This window comes from Rhizobacter sp., assembly GCF_032229685.1.
Classification (GTDB): domain Bacteria; phylum Pseudomonadota; class Gammaproteobacteria; order Burkholderiales; family Burkholderiaceae_C; genus LMDS01.
In genome coordinates, this window is sequence record NZ_JAVTWP010000037.1 from 22,568 (window position 1) to 39,702 (window position 17,135).

Sequence of the window (17,135 nt, forward strand, 5' to 3'; positions counted from 1 at the left end):
GGCCTGTCAGACCAGACCTTGTTTGCTGGCCAGCACCGCGGCCTCGGCCCGGCTGGAGACGTTGAGCTTCTTGTAGATCGACTTGATGTGGTCGTTGACCGTGAACCACTTGATGCCCATCAGGCTCGCGATCTCCTTGATCGTGAAACCCTTGCTCAGGTAGGTGAGCACCTCGCTCTCGCGCGGCGTGAGCCGTTCGTGGTCGAGCGGCGCGCCGCGCCCGAGCGGCATCGGCCGGCTGCTCTGCAGGCCCGACTCGAGCGGCAGCGGCCCGGAACTGGTGAACGGGCTGCCGGGCGGGCCCTGGCGGAAATGCGTGAGCAGGCGCCGTGCGATCGCCGGCGAAAGCGGCGGCTGGCCGCGCACGATCTTCTGCAGCTCTTCGACCAGCACCTCGAAGCGGTCTTCCTTCAGCAGGTAGCCGTCGGCGCCGCATTGCAGGGCGGGGAACAGGTGGTCGTCGTCGGAATAGAGCGTGGTCACGATCTTGGTGGCTGGGTACTGCACCCATTCGGCCAGCAACTCCATGCCGTTGCCGTCGGGCAGCTCCAGGTCGACGAGGATCAGCTTGAAGGGGTCGACGCTCTGGGCGGCATCACTGAGCGGGCCGATGTGCCGGCGCGCGGTTTCCAGGTCACCGGCTTCGGTGATGAGCAAGGCGTCGCTGAAACTCTCTCGCACCACGCGCGTGAGAAAGCTGCGTGCCACGGGGTTGTCTTCGACGATCAGAACCTTGACTGCCATGCTCTGCCCAACCGGGTCTTGTTGTGCTGCGGATGGTAGCTCAAGCGGCTGCGCACGCCCCCCCGAACATACCTTCTGATACGCGCGGCAAGCGCTGCATGGGCGACCCCGCTCAGGCGGGGTTGAGCATCACCAGCTTGCCGTGCACCTGGCGGCTGCCCATGCGCTCGAAAGCCTTCATCAGGTCTTGCATCGGCAGGCGCTGGTCGATCACCGGCTTGACCTTGCCTTCGGCGTACCACTGCGCCAGTTCGGCCAGCGCCTTGGCATTGGCCTTGGGTTCGCGGCGCGCGAACTCGCCCCAGAACACACCGACGACCGACGCGCCCTTGAGCAGCGCCAGGTTCCACGGCAGCGCCGGAATGCCACCCTGCGCAAAGCCGACCACGAGGTAACGGCCGCGCCAGGCGATCGAACGGAACACGGGCTCGGCGATGTCGCCGCCGACCGGGTCGTAGACCACGTCGGGGCCCTTGCCGTCGGTGAGCTTCTTCAGTTCATCACGGATGTTGGCGGTGGCGTAGTTGATGGTCTCGTCGGCGCCGAGCTGCTTGCAGAAATTGCACTTCTCGTCGCTCGACGCCGCAGCGATCACACGCGCGCCGACGGCCTTGGCGATCTGGATCGCCGCCGTGCCCACGCCGCCCGCGGCGCCCAGCACCAACACCGTCTCGCCGGCCTTCAGCGCGGCGCGATCGAGCAAGGCGTGGTGGGTGGTGGCGTAGGTCAGGATGAAGGCCGACGCGTCGTCGAAGGCAAAGCCCTTGGGCAGCGGCATCACCAGCGCCGCGGGCGCGATCGCATGCGTGCCGAAACCACCGGTGCCACCGAACGCGGCGACCGCGTCGCCGGGCTTCAGGTGCGTCACGCCTTCACCGACGGCGTCGACCACGCCAGCGTATTCAGAGCCCGGCACGAAGGGCAGGGCGGGTTTCATCTGGTACTTGTTCTGCACGATCAGGATGTCGGGGAAATTCAGGCTCGCGGCGCGGATCGCGATGCGCACCTGCCCGGCCGCCGGCTCGGGTGTGGGCAGCTCTTTCCAGGTGAGTGCCTCGATACCGACGGGGTTCTCGCAAAGCCAAGCGTGCATGAAAGTCTCCTTGTTCGGCGGGATCATACGCAGCGTGCCGCACGTGTCACGTCACCGAAGTGACGAGTCCATACAATCGGCCGAATGCGCATCCTGATCGCCAACGATGATGGTTATCTCGCCCCCGGCCTGGCCGCGCTCGTGAAGGCCTGCGAAGGCCTCGGCGAGCTCGACGTGGTGGCCCCGGAGCAGAACGCCAGCGGCACATCGAACTCGCTCACGCTCGGCCGGCCGCTCACGGTACACACCGCAGCGAACGGCTTTCTCTACATCAACGGCACGCCGTCCGACTGCGTGCATCTGGCGCTCACCGGCGTGTTGCCGCAGCGACCTGACCTCGTGGTCTCGGGCATCAACAACGGCGCCAACATGGGCGACGACACGCTCTACTCGGGCACGGTCGCGGCGGCGATGGAAGGCTTTCTGTTCGGCATTCCGGCAATCGCCTTTTCGCAGGTCGCCAAGGGCTGGGGCGAGCTCGACGCGGCGGCGCGTGTCGCGCGCCAGGTCATCGAGCAGGTGCTGCGCGAGCCGCCTAAGAGCGGGCCGTGGCTGCTCAACGTGAACATCCCGAACCGGGCCGACGCCGACAGCCTGCCGCGCGTCGTCACGCGCCTCGGCCGGCGCCATGCGAGCGAACCGTTGATCCGCCAGACCAGCCCGCGCGGTGAAACCATGTACTGGATCGGCCCCGCCGGTGATGCCCGAGAAGCCGGGCCGGGCACCGACTTTCACGCCACCGCGAACGGCCAGGTGTCGGTCACGCCGCTGCAGGTCGACCTGACCGATCACGCCGCGCTGGCGCATTGGGGCGGCTGGGTCGGCAAGGCACAGGCATGAGCGAGGCGCGCCGCGGACCCAAATTTCCGCTGCGTCTCGATGCGCTCGGAGCCACGCCGAAGATCGCTCGCACTCCGAATCCTGCACCGGTCGCGCTCCCAAGTGCACCAGCCAGGCCGCCCGTCATGCCACGGCCGCTGCTGCGGCCCCAGCAGCCGCTGGCCCAGGCCCACACCGATTCGTCGCGCCGCGCCGCGCCCTCGGGCCTCGGCCTCGATTCGGCCGACGTGCGCAAACGCATGGTCGCGCGCTTGCGCGCTGCCGGCCTCACCCACGAAGCGGTGTTGCAGGCGATGGCCAGCGTGCCGCGCCATCTGTTCGTCGACGCGGCGCTCGTGACCCAGGCCTACGAAGACACGAGCCTGCCGATCGGTCATGGGCAGACGATCTCCAAGCCCTCGGTCGTGGCGCGCATGATCGAGCTGTTGATGGGCGGCACGCACGCGCGCCGCACCCATCGGCTCGGGCGTGTGCTCGAGATCGGCACCGGCTGCGGTTACCAGGCCGCGGTGCTGAGCCAGCTCGCAGAGCACGTGATGTCGATCGAGCGGCTCAAGCCGCTGCACGACAAAGCCCGCGAGCTGCTGGCGGCGATCCGGCCGGTGAACCTGAGGCTGGTGTATGGTGACGGCATGCGGGGCCACCCGCCGAACGCCCCTTACGACAGCATCATCGCTGCAGCCGGCGGAGAAGCCCTGCCACAGGCATGGCTCGATCAGCTGGCCGTCGGCGGCAGGCTGGTCGCACCGGTGCAGCAGGCCAGCGGCAAACGGCAGGTGCTGGTGGTGGTGGACCGGACCGAACACGGCTACGAACACACGGTGAACGAGGTCGTGCACTTCGTCCCTCTAAAATCGGGCCTGATCGGATGACGGATGAATGGCGCATGCTGAGTGAATTGAAATGGTCGGGTGTTCTGGTGGGCATGGCTTCGCTGCTGCTGGCGGGCTGCGCTTCCACGTACAACCGCGCACCGGTGGAAGACCGCAACCCGAGCGTGAAGCCGGCGGCGGTGGCAGTGGTGGCGGCGCCGGCCACGGTGCCTGCGTCGGCGCCCGCCGTGACCGAGGCCAACAAACCCTTGCCGGGCGCGGAGAACGCGGGCAAGGTGGGTTACTACACGATCAAGCCGGGTGACACGTTGATCCGCATCGGCCTCGAGAACGGCCAGAACTGGAAAGACCTGGTCAAGTGGAACAACCTCGAGAACCCGAACATCATCGAGGTCGGCCAGGTGCTGCGCGTGGTTCCGCCCGGGCAAGACGCGAACGCCGCTTCGACACGCGGCGTGACGACCGCGCGCGTCGAAACCCGGCCGCTCGACACCAAGGCGCCCGCCGTTCCGGCCAGCGGGTCGGCGTCGACACCGCCTGCGCCCGCAGCGGCTCCGGCCAGCGTGGCCGCAGCACCGGCGCCCGCACCTGCCCCCAGCCCGCCCGCGGCTGCTCGTGACGGCGACGACGACGTGAACTGGGCATGGCCTGCCAGTGGCGCCGTGACCGCACCGTTCGACGAAGGCAAGGCCAAGGGGCTGTCGATTGCCGGCAAGGCCGGCGACCCGGTGCTGGCAGCGGCCGACGGCCGCGTGGTCTATGCCGGCTCGGGCCTGCGTGGCTACGGCAACCTCATCATCCTGAAGCACAACAACACCTACCTCACGGCCTATGCCCACAACCAGACCCTGCTGGTCAAGGAAGACCAGGCGGTGCGGCGCGGCCAGAAGATCGCTGAAATGGGCTCGAGCGATGCAGACAGCGTGAAGCTGCACTTCGAGATTCGCAAACAAGGCAAGCCGGTCGACCCGGCCAAGCTGTTGCCGCCGCGCTGACGCGCAGGCGGGCCAGGTGACACCATGCCCAAACGGCGCGCTCCGCTGCTTGGGCCTGCGGCTGACACCGCACACGGGTTGAACGGCGCCAGCCACCCGGCCGAGCCCCCTGCCGAAGCCGCGGCGCTCGCGGACGAGCGAGAGGCCGCACCGAACGGCGAAAGCGCCACCACCGACATCGCGGCCGGCGAGGCTGAAGTCGGCAACACGCTGCAGAGTTATCTGCGCGAGATCCGGCGCGCCCCGCTGCTCACGCCCGAGCAAGAGTTCGCCACCGCCACGCTCGCAAGGCAAGGTGACTTCGGCGCGCGCCAGGCGATGATCGAACACAACCTGCGGCTCGTCGTCAGCATCGCCAAACACTACCTCGGCCGCGGCCTGCCGCTGACCGACCTGATCGAAGAAGGCAACCTCGGGCTCATGCACTCGATCAGCAAGTTCGAACCCGAGCGCGGTTTCCGATTCTCGACTTATGCCTCGTGGTGGGTGCGCCAGCACATCGAGCGCGCGCTGATGCACCAGGCCCGCCTGGTGCGGCTGCCCGTGCATGTGGTGCGCGAACTCAACCAGGTGCTCAAAGCGCGGCGCGCGCTCGAGGCCGCGTCGGCCAGTGCCGGTGCGGCCGACAAGCCAGTGCGTGTCGAAGACGTGGCCGCGGCCGTGGGCCGGTCTGTGAAAGAGGTGAGCGCGCTGCTCAAGTACGCCGAGCAACCGACCTCGCTCGACGCGCCGATCGACCGCCAGCAGGGCGAAAACGGTTCCGAATCGGTGCTCGACGGCGTGGCCGACGATGGCGGCACCGACCCGATGAGCCTGACGCTGAGCAACGAGGTCGACCTGCTGCTCACGCACGGCCTCGACGAACTCAACCAGCGCGAGCGCGAAGTGCTGGCCGGGCGCTACGGCCTGGGCGACCGCGAACCCGAAACGCTCGAGGTGCTGGCGGCGCGGCTCGGCCTCACGCGCGAGCGCATCCGCCAGATCCAGCAGGAAGCCCTGCTCAAGCTCAAACGGGGCATGGTGCGCCACGGCGTCGACCGCGACTCGATCTTCTGATGCAGGCCGGCCCGGAGCGCCATCTGCTCACACCGGCCATGGCCGGTCTGCTCGACAAGGTCCGGCGTGCCGACCGGGCGCCGTTCCACGCCCAGACGGTGGCCGAGGCGCGCGCGGCGTACGAGTCGATGGCCGAAGTTCTCGAGTTGCCTCGCGCAACGCTGGCGCGGGTTCAGGAGCTTCGCATCCCCGCCAGCGACGGCACGCCTCTGCGCGCGCGCCTCTATGCGCCTTCGCACGACGTGCTGCCGGTCTTGCTGTACCTGCATGGCGGCGGCTTCACGATCGGGAGCCTCGAAACCCACGACAGCCTGTGCCGGCAGCTGGCACTGCGCAGCGGTGCGGCCGTGGTCGCGCTCGACTACCGTCTGGCGCCGGAGCACCGCTTCCCGGCCGCAGTGAACGACGCCTGGGCAGCGATGCACTGGCTCGCCCTGCATGCCGGCACGCTCGGCCTCGACGGCTCGCGCCTGGCCGTGGGCGGCGACAGTGCCGGGGGCACCCTCGCCGCCACCTGCGCCCTGCACGCGCGCGACACGGGGCTCGCGTTGCGTGCCCAGGTGCTCATCACACCCGGCACGACGGCGTTCGCCGACACACCCTCGCACCACCGCTTCGCCCGGGGTTACCTGCTGGACGCAGACAGCATCGAATGGTTCTTCACGCAGTACATCGCCAGGGCGCAACGCCGCGACTGGCGCTTCGCGCCGCTCGAAGCAGAATCGCTCGACGGCCTGGCGCCCGCCTGCGTGGTGCTGGCCGAGTGCGACCCGCTGGTCGACGAAGGCGTGGCCTACGCCGACCGGCTGCGCTGGGCCGGCGTGCCGGTCGAGCTCGAACTGGTGCGCGGCGTGACGCACGACTTCATCAAGCTGGGCCGCGCGCTCGCCGAAGCGCATGCCGCGCAGGCGACGATCGGTGCGGCGCTTTCCGCGGCCTTTTCACACTGACACACCATGAATCGAAACGAGTTCCGATTTTCCGAGCGCCTGCGTGTGCGCTGGGCCGAGATCGACGCGCAGAAGATCGTCTTCAACGGTCACTACCTGATGTATTTCGACACCGCCGTCGCCGGGTACTGGCGCGCGCTGGCGATGCCCTACGCCGAAACCATGGCTCAGCTCGAAGGTGACCTCTTCGTGCGCAAGGCCACGGTCGACTACCTCGGCTCGGCGCGTTACGACGATGTGCTCGACCTGTGCATGCGCTGCACCCGCATCGGCTCGTCGTCGATGCTCTTCAGCGGGGCGGTGTTCCGCGCCGACCGCTTGCTCGTGTCTTGCGAACTGGTCTATGTTTTCGCCGACCCGCACACGCAAACGTCGAAGCCCGTGCCGCCCGCACTGCGCCAGGTGATCGAGGCCTTCGAGTCCGGCGAGAGCATGGTCGAGACCCGTGTCGCTTCGTGGGAAGAGCTCGGCACGCGCGCGCAGGCGATCCGCACCCAGGTGTTCATCGAAGAGCAGAACATTCCGGCCGAGTTGGAATGGGACGCTGCCGATGCGCAGGCCGTGCACGCGCTCGCGTCGAACCGCTTCGGGCTGCCGCTGGCCACCGGGCGGTTGTTGCCACACGCGCCCGGCGTGGGCCGCATCGGGCGCATGGCGGTGAGCCAGACGGTGCGTGGCAGCGGGGTGGGTCGGGCGGTTCTGGACGCGCTGATCGACGCTGCCCGTGCGCGTGGCGACCAAGAGATCGTGCTGCACGCCCAGACCAGCGCGCAGGCCTTCTACGCTCGTTCAGGGTTCAGCCCGCGCGGCGCGGTGTTCGAAGAGGCCGGCATCGCGCACATCGAGATGGCGCGGCGCTTGTAGCGGTCAACCCCGTGCGGTGGCGCTGCGCTTGCGGCTGCCGGCGTCGGGCTTGAGCAGGCTGCGAACGCGGGTGCGCTTGACGGGTGCGGCGACCAGGTGTTCACCGAACAATTCCGCCTCGGCGACGGCCGCCTGTTCGCTCACCGGGCCGCTGCCCTCGTCGGAGTAACGCGGTGGCCAGTTGCGCAGGGTCGAGCGCCGCAGCAACGCCAGACCACCGGTCGCACTGAAGGTGCGTTCGAGCACGTGGGTCACGGGGTGGCGGCCGGCACGTTCGGTGATGATGAGCGTGGAACAGCGTGTGCCGTAACTCTGGTCGGGTGTACGAATGAACGCCGGCGAGAGTTGCCGCTCGAGTTCGATGCGCACACCGGTGTGCGGCAATGCGTCGTCGGCCGCCGGCTCGCGCTCGGCCAGGCCCGCGAACAGGTGCGCGGCGAGCGCATCGACCGTTTCGGCCGTCGCCAGCGATTCGCGCAGACGTTCCTTGATCTGCCGTACTTTGGGCCAGGGTGTGTCGAGCGCAGCGTTCGACAGGCCGTAGATGCCGCGCTCGAGACGCAGAGGGTAGGGCGCCGTGTTCGAGGCCCAGAAACACTCACCGCGCCGGAAGTCGGCAGCGATCAGGTTGAAGCCGTTGTGGCCCGACAGCGCCGTGCGCATCCAGAACTGGCCGGCACTTTCCTGAGCCGTGAGCCATTCGGGAACGATGCGGCCACGCGAAGGCGCGTCGATCTCGACACGCGACGGGTCGCGAACATTCGTCAGCAGTGCGAGCCGCCCCTGCGTGGTCAAACCGAGCCAGGTGCCGCCGGACTCGAGATCACGCCCGCTGAGGACGTCGGGGCCGCCGCCGGGTGGTGTCCACCACGCCAGGCGGGCAGCCGGGCGCTGAAAGAACTCGTCGCGATTGGTCGCCACCACCAGCGGAAAGCGCCGGTTCTGGTCGATCGCCAGCGCTACGAGGCACATGCCACGAAAAATTCGCTGTGGCGCGCGCCGCGCAGCCAAGGCTCCAGCACAGCGGCCGAAAGCTCGATTTGCAGAGCGACGTCGGGCGTGATGCCGGAGCTGTTCAGCGCGGGGTCGGAAGCGTAGGTTTCCATCCAGGTCTCTTGTCCATCGGTCGCATTCGGCCGGCGCAGCAAGCGGGTCTTGAGCCACGGGTAACGGGCTTGCAAGCCGGCCTGGAAAGCCGTGACGGCAGCTCGTGCGGCCGGCGCGTCGGCAACGTCGAGGCGATAGTAGATGAACAGTTCGAGCATGCGTTGAAGGCGGCCCGGGCAACTCCGCTGACGCTGTGAATTGTTGACGCTGGGGTCAGGCGGGTTGCGTCGAGTCTGCCGCGACGGTGTAGGGCAGGGCTGCCAGCTGCAACTCGGCACCATCGGCGGCACCCAGGTGAAGGTGGCCGGACTCGAGCGCCACGAGCTTCACTTCGACCAGCGCGCTCCAGCCCGAGCCATCGGGCGCCGGTGCGGCGTTGACCACCATGCCAGCGGGCTGGGACGAATCGCTGCTGTGGAAGATCTCCTGGCCGGCGGCCGCGTCAGACGCCATGTCGAAGAGGAACATGCGGCGCTTGATCGTGCCGCGGTACTGGCTGCGTGCGACGACTTCCTGCCCGGGATAACAGCCCTTCTGGAAATCGACACCACCGACGATCTCGTAGTTCAGCATCTGCGGCACGAACTGTTCGACCGTGGCGGCTTCGATGGTCGGCAAGCCGCTTTGCACCTCGAGCCAGCGCCAGTGGTCGAGCGTGATGGCTGGCCATGCCGACGCGTGCGCGTCGGCGTGTGCAAAGAAGATGCAACGGACGACCCCACCCGCATCGGGAAGGCGCAACGTGGTCACGCCTTCGGCTTCGCGCCGGCCCCACACGGGCAGGTCGCCCGCTCGCGCACGGGCGGTGTCGCCGACCAGCCCCCACAGGGGCGCTTCTGCCGTCGCGTCGCGCAGCTTGCATTGCGCGCGCAACACGAACATCGACAGGCGCTTCAGCGTGGCGGGCAAGACGCTGTCCGAGCACACGAGCGTGAAGTCGTCGGTGGCGGCAGAGCCCACCAGGAAGCTCGCCTGCAAGCGCCCTTTGGCCGAACAGAAGCCGGCCAACCGAACCTTCGACGTGCCGATGGTCAGCACGTCGTTGGTGAGCTGGCCTTGCAGGAACTTGGCCGCATCGGCGCCACGCGCGCCGATCACGCCCAGGTGGCTCAGGCGCACGGCGCCATCCATCGTCAGGGGAGTGTTCATGCTTGATTATCATCAGCGCCCATGAATCTTTCCGCGTCGGGGTTTCAGCCCATGCCCCGCACGCTCCTGCGATGAAGGCCTTGCGCACCCTGCTGCTGTTCGTGCTCTTACTGGCGGCGGTGGCCGGCGGGGCCGCGGCGTGGTGGTTGAACCAGCCGCTGGCGCTTGCCAGTGATGCCGTCGAGGTGTCGGTCGAGCCCGGCACGCCGCCCCGAGACATTGCCCAAGCCTGGGTGCAGGCGGGCGTTCGTGCGCCGGCCCTGCTGCTGTACGAGTGGTTCCGGTGGTCTGGCCAGTCGCGCAAGATCAGGGCCGGCAGTTACGAGATCGGCCCGGGTACGACGCCGATGGCCCTGTTGAACAAGATGGTGCGTGGCGACGAGACCCTGAGCACGGTGAAGCTGATCGAAGGTTGGACCTTCCGGCAGTTCCGTGCCGAGCTCGCCAAGGCCGATTCGCTCAAGCCCACCACCGCGGGCTTGAGCGACGAACAGGTCATGGCAGCGATGGGTGCGCCGGGCGTGGCGCCCGAAGGCCGCTTCCACCCCGACACCTACGCCTACAGCAAGGGCAGCAGCGACATCGCCGTGCTCAAGCGCGCGTACCACGCGATGCAGAAGCGCATCGACGCCGTCTGGCAGGAACGCGCGGCCGACACGCCGCTGCGCAGCGCCGACGACGCGCTCGTGCTGGCCTCGATCGTCGAGAAGGAAACGGGTGCGCCAGCCGACCGCGGCCGGGTCGCCGGTGTGTTCGTGAACCGGCTGCGCATCGGTATGCCGCTGCAGACCGACCCGACCGTCATCTACGGCCTGGGCACGGCCTTCGACGGCAACCTGCGCAAGCGCGACCTGCTCGCCGACACGCCTTACAACACCTACACCCGCAACGGCCTGCCGCCCACGCCGATCGCGATGCCCGGCAAGGCGGCCATGCTGGCGGCGGTGCGGCCTGACCCCACCAAGGCGCTTTACTTTGTCGCCCGTGGCGATGGCAGTAGCGAGTTCAGCGAAACGCTGGCCGACCACAACCGCGCCGTGACGCAGTACCAGCGTGGCGGCCAACGCAGCAAGCAGGGCAGGGAGTAGTTCGCTTGAAGGGCCGATTCATCACATTCGAAGGCATCGACGGGGCGGGCAAGTCGACCCACATCGACGCCGTGGCGCAACGCTTGCGCCAAGCCGGAGCACACGTCGTGTGCACCCGCGAACCCGGCGGCACGCCGCTGGCCGAGCGTTTGCGAGAGCTCGTGCTGCACGAGCCCATGGACACGCTGACAGAAACCCTGCTCGTGTTCGCTGCACGCCGCCACCACCTGCAGCAGGTCATCGAACCGGCGCTCGCCCGGGGTGACACGGTGTTGTGCGACCGCTTCACCGATGCCACCTTCGCTTACCAGGGTGGCGGGCGTGGCGCCGACTTGTCGATACTGCGTGAACTGGAACGCTGGGTTCAGGGCAGTCTGCAACCCGAGCTCACGCTGTGGTTCGACCTGCCGGCCGAGATGGCCGCACAACGCCGGGCACGGGCGCGAGCGGCCGACCGGTTTGAAAAGGAAGATCTGGAGTTCTTCGAACGGGTGCGTGCGGCCTATCAAGCGCGCATGAGCGCCACACCGCAGCGCTTCGTGCGCCTCGACGCTGCGCATGATCGCGACGCCGTCTGGCGGCAGATCGACGACGCGTTGAAAGCCCGCACGTGGTAGGCCCCGACGGCACGCTGCCGCTGCCCTGGCTGGCACCGCTGCTCACGCAGACGCTGCAGACCCAACACGCCCACGCCTTGTTGCTGCAAGGCCCGCAGGGCGTGGGCCAGTTCGAGATGGCGATGACGCTGGCGCAGGCCTGGTTGTGCGAGAGCGCGGAACGTGCCCCGGAGCGCAGGCCTTGCGGCGCGTGTGCGAGTTGTCGTCTCGTGCAGTCGCACTCGCACCCCGACCTGCTGGTGCTGTTGCCCGAAGCCCTGCAGGAAGCGCTGGGCTGGGGCGGCGGCGATGGCGCCGACCCGCCCGCCGAAAAGGCCAGCAAGGCCAAGCCGAGCAAGGAGATCAAGGTCGAGGCCGTACGCTCGGCGGTCACCTTCGCGCAGACCACGTCGGCGCGCGGGCGTGGCAAGGTGGTGGTGCTGCACCCGGCCGAGCGCATGAACGGCATCTCGGCCAACACCTTGCTGAAGACGCTCGAAGAGCCGCCCGGCGCAGCCCGCTTCGTGCTGAGCTGCGCGGCGCCCGAGAGCTTGTTGCCCACGATTCGCAGCCGCTGCCAGGCCGTCACGATGCTGCTGCCACCCGCCGACGCGGCCACGCAGTGGTTGGCCCAGGCGGGCGTGCAAGACGCGGCGGTGTTGCTCGCAGCGACGGGCGGGCAGCCGCAGGAAGTGCTGCAGTGGGTCGAGCAAGGCATCGACGCGGCGTTGTGGCAGCGTTTGCCGGCCATCGTGGCGCGTGGTGAGACGCAGGCGCTGAGCACGTGGCCTTTGCCACGGCTGATCGACGCGCTGCAGAAGCTGTGCCATGACGCTGCTTGCGTGGCCGTGGGCGCCGCGCCGCGCTACTTTCCGCCAGCCGTCATCGCCAAGGGCTCGAACAGCGAGGCGTTGGCCGAGTGGATGCAGGAACTCCGACGCTGCGCGCGCCATGCCGAACACGCCTGGAACGCCGGCCTGCTGCTCGAGTCGCTGGTCCAGCAAGGCCAGCGGGCGCTGCGCCAGAGCGCGCCCGACACCGGCACGAAGACCACGAAGGGGCTTGTTTCGGTACACTCGCGCGCATGGTAGACACAGTACGCGGGGGCCTTCCAGGCGCGCCGGCCGGCAGCGGCACAGCGCGACCGAGCGTGATCCAGCTCGTGTTCCGCGAAAAAGGCGCGCTCTACGCCGCCTACATGCCGGTGTTCTCCGACGGGGGCCTGTTCGTGCCGACCACGCGTGAGTACAAGCTCGGCGAAGACATTTACCTGCTGCTTTCCTTGCCCGACGACCCGCAGCGTTACCCTGTTGCCGGCAAGGTTGGCTGGATCACGCCGGCCAACGCTTCGGGCGGCCGCACCCAGGGCGTCGGCGTGCGCTTCCCGAGCGACGAGAAGACGCGCACCTTGAAGCTGAAGATCGAAGAAGTGCTCGGCACCTCGATCTCGTCGGCCAAACCGACCCAGACCATCTGAGCCGCAGGCGCCGGCACCTGTGCCCGGCTCGCCCTCGCGGCTTTTGCGCATGTACGTCGATTCCCATTGCCACCTGAGTTTTCCCGATCTCGCCGCGCGCATCCCCGAGATCCGCGCCGACATGGCCGCTGCGCAGGTCGACCGTGCGCTGTGCATCTGCACCACGCTCGAAGAGTTCGAGTCGGTGCATGCGCTGGCGACCGGTTTCGACAACTTCTGGTGCAGCGCCGGCGTGCACCCCGACAACGAAGGTGTGACCGAACCGAGCCTCGAGGCGTTGCTGGCGCTGGCGAAGCTGCCCCGCGTGGTGGCGATCGGCGAGACCGGGCTCGACTACTACCGCCTGAACGGCCGCAGCCTGGCCGAGATGGAATGGCAGCGCGAGCGCTTCCGCGTGCACATCCGCGCGGGCAGGGCGAGCGGGCTGCCGTTGGTGGTGCACACACGCAGTGCATCGGCCGACACCTTGTCGATCCTGAAGGAGGAGGGCGCTGATGCAGCCGGCGGAGTTTTCCACTGCTTCACCGAAACCGATGCCGTGGCACGTGCCGCGCTCGATCTGGGCTTCTACATCTCGTTTTCCGGAATCCTGACCTTCAAGACCGCGGCCGACCTGCGCGAAGTGGCGCGCTTCGTGCCGCTCGACCGCTGCCTGATCGAGACCGACAGCCCGTATCTCGCGCCCGTGCCGTACCGTGGCAAGACCAACAGCCCGGCCTACGTGCCCTTCGTGGCACGCCAGATCGCCGAACTGAAAGGCCTGCCGGTCGAGGCGGTCGCTGCAGCCACGAGCGCCAACTTCGAGCACCTGTTCGATCGAACCCGGGCGCCGACACGTTTGGACACACGATGAGAAATTACTTCAAATATGTTCTCTATAGCATTATGGCTGTTGGAGTTTCATCGTTCGCTGGATCGTTCGAAGACTTTTTCATCGCCGTCAAGAACGACCACGCCGGCACCGTCGGCACCTTGCTCCAGCGTGGCTTCGACCCCAACGCGCGCAGCGAACAGGGGCAGCTCGGCCTGGTGCTCGCCATGCAGGAAGGCTCGCTCAAGACGGCCGAAGTGCTGCTCTCGCACCCTGCCATCCAGATCGACGCGCTCAATCAGGCCGGCGAATCGGCGCTGATGCTCGCCGCGCTCAAGGGCGAGATGGCAGGGATGCGGACGCTGCTCGCCCGTGGCGCCAAGGTGAATCAGCCGGGTTGGTCCGCCCTGCATTACGCAGCCAGCGGCACCGAAGACTCGGCGGCGTCTGCGGTGCGCTTGCTGCTGGAGAAGGGTGCCGACGTGAACGCCGTGTCGCCCAATGGCAGCACGCCGCTGATGATGGCAGCGCAATACGGCAGCGAAGACAGCGTGAAACTGCTGCTGGCGGCCGGTGCCGACCCCAAGCGGAGCAACCAGCGTGAGCTGAAGGCGTCTGACTTCGCCCGGCTCGCCGGCCGCGACAAACTGGCCATGTCGCTGGCCAAGCTCGAGCGCTGAGCATTGCGTCACGCCGCGCGGGTGAAAACGGCCAGCTTGTACGAATTTGCCTGACAAGCTCTTTGGCGCGGCCCCGACTGGTGCGTTTTGCGCCGGGCCCTAGAGTGGGCCTGGTCGAATACCGCCATGATTGGGAGTCACGACATGACACACGCGCAAATCGCCTCGAACCCGTTCGCCCTGATGATGAACCCCGAAGCCGTCTTCGCGGCCATCGAGAAGTCGGACCGGCTGGCGCGCCTGAGCAGCCAGATCTGCCGCCCGCTCGACAAGCCGATGGTCGCCCGCCCCGACGCGGCCGACACGCCGGGCACCGAAGACGACGTCGACGCCTGGCTGGCCGCGCAAGCCTCGCGCCTCGGCGACTGCTGAGTCGCCTTCGCGCCCGCCGCTCAGGCGAGCGCTGAAGCCAATGCCTCGTTGAGCGTGGCGCTCGGCCGCATCACGGCTTCGCACTTCTTGCTGTCGACCAGGTAGTAGCCGCCGATGTCGGCCGGCTTGCCCTGCACCGCAGCCAGTTCCTGAACGATCTTCTGCTCGTTCGCGGCCAACGCTTTCGCCAGTGGCGCGAAGTGTTTTTGCAGCGCCGCATCTTCCGTCTGCGCGGCCAGTTCCTGGGCCCAGTACATCGCCAGATAGAACTGGCTGCCACGATTGTCGAGCTGCCCCGTCTTGGGTGACGGGTTCTTGTTGTTGTCGAGCAGCTTGCCCGTGGCGGCGTCGAGTGTTCTCGCGAGGATCTTGGCCTGGGCATTGCCGGTCTTGATCCCCAGGTCTTCGAGCGACACGGCCAGCGCCAGAAACTCGCCGAGCGAATCCCAACGCAGGTGGTTCTCTTCGACCAGCTGCTGCACGTGCTTCGGAGCCGAGCCGCCGGCACCGGTCTCGTACATGCCACCGCCGGCCATCAGCGGCACGATGGAGAGCATCTTTGCGCTGGTGCCGAGTTCCATGATCGGGAACAGGTCGGTCAGGTAATCGCGCAGGATGTTGCCGGTGACCGATATGGTGTCGAGGCCGCGCACCACGCGCTCAAGCGTGTAGCGCATGGCCCGCACCTGGCTCATGATCTGGATGTCGAGGCCGCTGGTGTCATGGTCCTTCAGGTAGAGCTTGACCTTCTTGATGACCTCGTTCTCGTGCGGCCGGTACGGGTCGAGCCAGAAGACGGCCGGCGTGCCGGAGTTGCGGGCACGCCCCACGGCGAGCTTGACCCAGTCGCGGATCGGCGCGTCTTTCACCTGGCACATGCGCCAGATGTCACCGGCCTCGACGTTCTGGCTCAACAGCACCTCGCCGCTGGCCAGGTCGACGATGTTGGCCACGCCGTCTTCAGCGATCTCGAAGGTCTTGTCGTGCGAGCCGTACTCTTCGGCCTGCTGCGCCATCAGGCCGACGTTGGGCACCGTGCCCATGGTCTTGGGGTCGAAGTTGCCGTGCCACTTGCAGAAGTTGATCATCTCCTGGTAGATGCGGGCAAACGTGCTCTCGGGCATCACCGCCTTCACGTCTTTCAGGCGGCCGTCGGCGCCCCACATCTTGCCGCCGTTGCGGATCATGGCCGGCATCGACGCGTCGACGATCACGTCGTTGGGTGAATGGAAGTTGGTGATGCCCTTGGCCGAGTCGACCATCGCGAGCTCGGGCCGGCCTTCGTGGCAGGCGTGCAGGTCGCGCAGCACCTCGTCTTTTTGCGACTGGGGCAGGGTGGCGACCTTGTCGTACAGATTCACCATGCCGTTGTTGACGTTCACGCCAAGGTCGTCGAACAGCTTGGCGTGTTTTTCGAAGGCCTGGCGGTAGAAGATCTTCACGCAGTGGCCGAACACGATCGGGTGCGAGACCTTCATCATCGTGGCCTTCACGTGCAGCGAGAACATCACGCCGGTCTTGAAGGCGTCGTCGATCTCCTTTTCGTAGAACGCCACCAGCGCCTTCTTCCTCATGAACATCGAGTCGACGATCTCGCCGTCTTTCAACGCGACCTTGGGCTTGAGCACCACGGTCTTGCCGCTCTTGGTGACGAGCTCCATCTTCACGTCGCGCGCCTTGTCGAGCGTGATCGACTTTTCGCCGTGGTAGAAGTCGCCCTCGTGCATGTGCGAGACGTGCGAGCGCGAAGCCTGGCTCCAGTCGGCCATGCTGTGCGGGTTCTTGCGGGCGTATTCCTTCACCGCCTTCGGCGCGCGGCGGTCGGAATTGCCTTCGCGCAGCACCGGGTTCACTGCGCTGCCGATGCACTTTGCATAACGCGCCCGCAGCGCCTTCTCGGCATCGGTCTTCGGGTTCTCGGGGTAGTCGGGGATCGCGTATCCCTTGCCTTGCAATTCCTTGATGCAGGCCATGAGCTGCGATACCGACGCGCTGATGTTCGGCAGCTTGATGATGTTGGTGTCGGGCAGCAGCGTCAGCCGGCCGAGCTCGGCCAGGTTGTCGGGCACTTTCTGCGCATCGGTCAGCAGTTCGGGGAACTCGCCCAGCACCCGGGCTGCGACCGAAATGTCGCTCGAAGCCACATCGATGCCCGCCGGCGCTGTGAAGCTGCGGACGATCGGCAGAAAGGAAAAAGTCGCCAGCATCGGCGCTTCGTCGGTCAGGGTGTAGATGATCGTGGGTTTCTGGGCGGTCATTGAGGTCTCCATGGATGCTGGCGTGAATGTCTGCTGCCGGCCGCGAAGCGAAGCATGCGGGTGCCATTGTGGCGAAAGACTGTGCCACCGAATGCATGGCACGTGCCCGCTGGTTTGATGCGTGGAGCTGCCTCTTGATCTGACGCAATGCGCTACGATGTATATTATGTTAACTAATAGAGACGACGGACATATGCTCTCGCGCGCGAGTCTCACGTACCG

19 protein-coding genes are annotated in these 17,135 nt (G+C 67.3%); 13 read left to right on the plus strand and 6 right to left on the minus strand.

The genetic code is table 11. The features are described 5' to 3' along the window. Positions 1 to 6 precede the first annotated feature (6 nt). Both AC30PD_RS15995 and AC30PD_RS16000 read right to left on the minus strand, forming a co-directional pair. Positions 7 to 744, minus strand: coding sequence for a LuxR C-terminal-related transcriptional regulator (locus AC30PD_RS15995; protein ID WP_489536658.1), 738 nt, complete (start codon positions 742 to 744; stop codon positions 7 to 9). 112 nt (positions 745 to 856) lie between these two features. Continuing rightward, entirely contained in the window at positions 857 to 1,837 is a 981-nt protein-coding gene (locus AC30PD_RS16000) for an NADPH:quinone oxidoreductase family protein (protein ID WP_489536659.1), read from the minus strand. An 84-nt stretch (positions 1,838 to 1,921) separates the two neighbouring features. Between AC30PD_RS16000 and surE the strand changes: the two genes are divergently transcribed. The 6 genes from surE to AC30PD_RS16030 are packed head-to-tail and all read left to right on the plus strand — an operon-like array spanning position 1,922 to position 7,375. Further along, positions 1,922 to 2,677 carry a 5'/3'-nucleotidase SurE gene (gene surE, locus AC30PD_RS16005; protein WP_489536660.1) on the plus strand — a complete coding sequence of 252 codons (756 nt, stop codon included), beginning with the start codon at positions 1,922 to 1,924 and terminating at the stop codon, positions 2,675 to 2,677. Then, complete coding sequence (locus AC30PD_RS16010) at positions 2,674 to 3,549, plus strand: protein-L-isoaspartate(D-aspartate) O-methyltransferase (RefSeq protein WP_489536661.1); 876 nt, start codon at positions 2,674 to 2,676, stop codon at positions 3,547 to 3,549. The genes surE and AC30PD_RS16010 overlap by 4 nt, the downstream gene beginning before the upstream one ends. 14 nt (positions 3,550 to 3,563) lie before the next feature. Continuing rightward, positions 3,564 to 4,505, plus strand: coding sequence for a peptidoglycan DD-metalloendopeptidase family protein (locus AC30PD_RS16015; protein ID WP_489536662.1), 942 nt, complete (start codon positions 3,564 to 3,566; stop codon positions 4,503 to 4,505). A 24-nt stretch (positions 4,506 to 4,529) separates the two neighbouring features. After that, complete coding sequence (gene rpoS, locus AC30PD_RS16020) at positions 4,530 to 5,561, plus strand: RNA polymerase sigma factor RpoS (protein WP_489536663.1); 1,032 nt, start codon at positions 4,530 to 4,532, stop codon at positions 5,559 to 5,561. Then, entirely contained in the window at positions 5,561 to 6,511 is a 951-nt protein-coding gene (locus tag AC30PD_RS16025) for an alpha/beta hydrolase (RefSeq protein ID WP_489536664.1), read from the plus strand. The genes rpoS and AC30PD_RS16025 overlap by 1 nt, the downstream gene beginning before the upstream one ends. Before the next feature lie 6 nt (positions 6,512 to 6,517). Further along, positions 6,518 to 7,375, plus strand: coding sequence for a YbgC/FadM family acyl-CoA thioesterase (locus AC30PD_RS16030; RefSeq protein WP_489536665.1), 858 nt, complete (start codon positions 6,518 to 6,520; stop codon positions 7,373 to 7,375). A 3-nt stretch (positions 7,376 to 7,378) separates the two neighbouring features. Here the strand turns inward: AC30PD_RS16030 and AC30PD_RS16035 are convergent, their stop codons facing one another. From AC30PD_RS16035 to ygfZ, 3 genes are read right to left on the minus strand one after another with little or no spacing between them, the layout of a single operon-like run. Beyond that, positions 7,379 to 8,347: an NRDE family protein gene (locus AC30PD_RS16035; protein WP_489536666.1), complete on the minus strand. Its 969-nt coding sequence runs from the start codon at positions 8,345 to 8,347 to the stop codon at positions 7,379 to 7,381. Continuing rightward, positions 8,335 to 8,640, minus strand: a complete 306-nt coding sequence (locus tag AC30PD_RS16040) for a DUF4936 family protein (protein WP_489536667.1) — start codon at positions 8,638 to 8,640, stop codon at positions 8,335 to 8,337. The genes AC30PD_RS16035 and AC30PD_RS16040 overlap by 13 nt, the downstream gene beginning before the upstream one ends. A gap of 55 nt (positions 8,641 to 8,695) precedes the next feature. Then, positions 8,696 to 9,631 (minus strand): CAF17-like 4Fe-4S cluster assembly/insertion protein YgfZ, encoded by a 936-nt coding sequence (ygfZ, locus tag AC30PD_RS16045; protein ID WP_489536668.1) that lies wholly within the window; start codon positions 9,629 to 9,631, stop codon positions 8,696 to 8,698. Between the two features lie 71 nt (positions 9,632 to 9,702). Here ygfZ and mltG point away from each other — a divergent pair, with 71 nt between their 5' ends. The 7 genes from mltG to AC30PD_RS16080 all read left to right on the plus strand — a co-directional run bounded on the left by mltG (position 9,703) and on the right by AC30PD_RS16080 (position 14,655). Next, positions 9,703 to 10,719: an endolytic transglycosylase MltG gene (gene mltG / locus AC30PD_RS16050; protein ID WP_489536669.1), complete on the plus strand. Its 1,017-nt coding sequence runs from the start codon at positions 9,703 to 9,705 to the stop codon at positions 10,717 to 10,719. A 5-nt stretch (positions 10,720 to 10,724) separates the two neighbouring features. Next, a complete protein-coding gene (gene tmk / locus AC30PD_RS16055) occupies positions 10,725 to 11,336 on the plus strand; it encodes a dTMP kinase (RefSeq protein WP_489536670.1) in 612 nt (203 codons plus the stop codon). After that, positions 11,330 to 12,406 carry a DNA polymerase III subunit delta' gene (gene holB / locus AC30PD_RS16060; protein ID WP_489536671.1) on the plus strand — a complete coding sequence of 359 codons (1,077 nt, stop codon included), beginning with the start codon at positions 11,330 to 11,332 and terminating at the stop codon, positions 12,404 to 12,406. The genes tmk and holB overlap by 7 nt, the downstream gene beginning before the upstream one ends. Continuing rightward, positions 12,400 to 12,792 (plus strand): PilZ domain-containing protein, encoded by a 393-nt coding sequence (locus AC30PD_RS16065; protein WP_489536672.1) that lies wholly within the window; start codon positions 12,400 to 12,402, stop codon positions 12,790 to 12,792. The genes holB and AC30PD_RS16065 overlap by 7 nt, the downstream gene beginning before the upstream one ends. Positions 12,793 to 12,841: 49 nt before the next feature. Then, positions 12,842 to 13,645, plus strand: a complete 804-nt coding sequence (locus tag AC30PD_RS16070) for a TatD family hydrolase (RefSeq protein ID WP_489536673.1) — start codon at positions 12,842 to 12,844, stop codon at positions 13,643 to 13,645. Between the two features lie 32 nt (positions 13,646 to 13,677). Then, positions 13,678 to 14,283, plus strand: coding sequence for an ankyrin repeat domain-containing protein (locus tag AC30PD_RS16075; protein ID WP_489536674.1), 606 nt, complete (start codon positions 13,678 to 13,680; stop codon positions 14,281 to 14,283). A 144-nt stretch (positions 14,284 to 14,427) separates the two neighbouring features. Beyond that, positions 14,428 to 14,655, plus strand: coding sequence for a hypothetical protein (locus AC30PD_RS16080; RefSeq protein ID WP_489536675.1), 228 nt, complete (start codon positions 14,428 to 14,430; stop codon positions 14,653 to 14,655). 20 nt (positions 14,656 to 14,675) lie between these two features. On the opposite strand, the gene AC30PD_RS16085 is transcribed toward AC30PD_RS16080, so the two are convergent. Further along, a complete protein-coding gene (locus AC30PD_RS16085; protein WP_489536676.1) occupies positions 14,676 to 16,913 on the minus strand; it encodes an NADP-dependent isocitrate dehydrogenase in 2,238 nt (745 codons plus the stop codon). Positions 16,914 to 17,135 lie beyond the last annotated feature (222 nt).

Coding starts and splice junctions, on each gene's coding strand:
- surE (WP_489536660.1), top strand. CDS start 1,922: ATGCGCATCCTGATCGCCAACGATGATGGTTATCTCGCCCCCGGCCTG.
- AC30PD_RS16080 (WP_489536675.1), top strand. CDS start 14,428: ATGACACACGCGCAAATCGCCTCGAACCCGTTCGCCCTGATGATGAAC.
- AC30PD_RS16015 (WP_489536662.1), top strand. CDS start 3,564: ATGCTGAGTGAATTGAAATGGTCGGGTGTTCTGGTGGGCATGGCTTCG.
- AC30PD_RS16075 (WP_489536674.1), top strand. CDS start 13,678: ATGGCTGTTGGAGTTTCATCGTTCGCTGGATCGTTCGAAGACTTTTTC.
- AC30PD_RS16040 (WP_489536667.1), bottom strand. CDS start 8,640: ATGCTCGAACTGTTCATCTACTATCGCCTCGACGTTGCCGACGCGCCG.
- AC30PD_RS16085 (WP_489536676.1), bottom strand. CDS start 16,913: ATGACCGCCCAGAAACCCACGATCATCTACACCCTGACCGACGAAGCG.
- AC30PD_RS16070 (WP_489536673.1), top strand. CDS start 12,842: ATGTACGTCGATTCCCATTGCCACCTGAGTTTTCCCGATCTCGCCGCG.
- AC30PD_RS16000 (WP_489536659.1), bottom strand. CDS start 1,837: ATGCACGCTTGGCTTTGCGAGAACCCCGTCGGTATCGAGGCACTCACC.
- AC30PD_RS16035 (WP_489536666.1), bottom strand. CDS start 8,347: ATGTGCCTCGTAGCGCTGGCGATCGACCAGAACCGGCGCTTTCCGCTG.
- ygfZ (WP_489536668.1), bottom strand. CDS start 9,631: ATGAACACTCCCCTGACGATGGATGGCGCCGTGCGCCTGAGCCACCTG.
- AC30PD_RS16010 (WP_489536661.1), top strand. CDS start 2,674: ATGAGCGAGGCGCGCCGCGGACCCAAATTTCCGCTGCGTCTCGATGCG.
- AC30PD_RS16025 (WP_489536664.1), top strand. CDS start 5,561: ATGCAGGCCGGCCCGGAGCGCCATCTGCTCACACCGGCCATGGCCGGT.
- AC30PD_RS15995 (WP_489536658.1), bottom strand. CDS start 744: ATGGCAGTCAAGGTTCTGATCGTCGAAGACAACCCCGTGGCACGCAGC.
- AC30PD_RS16030 (WP_489536665.1), top strand. CDS start 6,518: ATGAATCGAAACGAGTTCCGATTTTCCGAGCGCCTGCGTGTGCGCTGG.
- AC30PD_RS16065 (WP_489536672.1), top strand. CDS start 12,400: ATGGTAGACACAGTACGCGGGGGCCTTCCAGGCGCGCCGGCCGGCAGC.
- rpoS (WP_489536663.1), top strand. CDS start 4,530: ATGCCCAAACGGCGCGCTCCGCTGCTTGGGCCTGCGGCTGACACCGCA.
- mltG (WP_489536669.1), top strand. CDS start 9,703: ATGAAGGCCTTGCGCACCCTGCTGCTGTTCGTGCTCTTACTGGCGGCG.